The sequence below is a fragment of the Bacillus sp. SIMBA_074 genome (assembly GCF_046534555.1).
Taxonomy (GTDB): domain Bacteria; phylum Bacillota; class Bacilli; order Bacillales; family Bacillaceae_G; genus Bacillus_A; species Bacillus_A mycoides.
On sequence record NZ_JAWRYM010000130.1, the window covers coordinates 1 to 426 of the forward strand.

Annotated in this window: 1 rRNA gene; it reads right to left on the bottom strand. The window is 51.2% G+C overall.

What is annotated here, in order from left to right:
* Nucleotides 1-426: ribosomal RNA gene (locus SB773_RS30165) — 23S ribosomal RNA — on the bottom strand; the annotation flags it as partial.

The window sequence follows — 426 nt, forward strand, 5'->3', positions numbered from 1 at the left end:
TTTCGGGTCTACGACCACGTACTAAACGCCCTATTCAGACTCGCTTTCGCTGCGGCTCCGCCTCTTCAGCTTAACCTTGCACGGGATCGTAACTCGCCGGTTCATTCTACAAAAGGCACGCCATCACCCATTAACGGGCTCTGACTATTTGTAGGCACACGGTTTCAGGATCTCTTTCACTCCCCTTCCGGGGTGCTTTTCACCTTTCCCTCACGGTACTGGTTCACTATCGATCACTAGGGAGTATTTAGCCTTGGGAGATGGTCCTCCCAGATTCCGACGGAATTTCACGTGTTCCGCCGTACTCAGGATACATTCAAGAGAGAACGAAGTTTCGACTACGGGGTTGTTACCCTCTGTGACGGACCTTTCCAGGTCGCTTCGTCTACCTCGTTCCTTTGTAACTCCGTATAGAATGTCCTACAA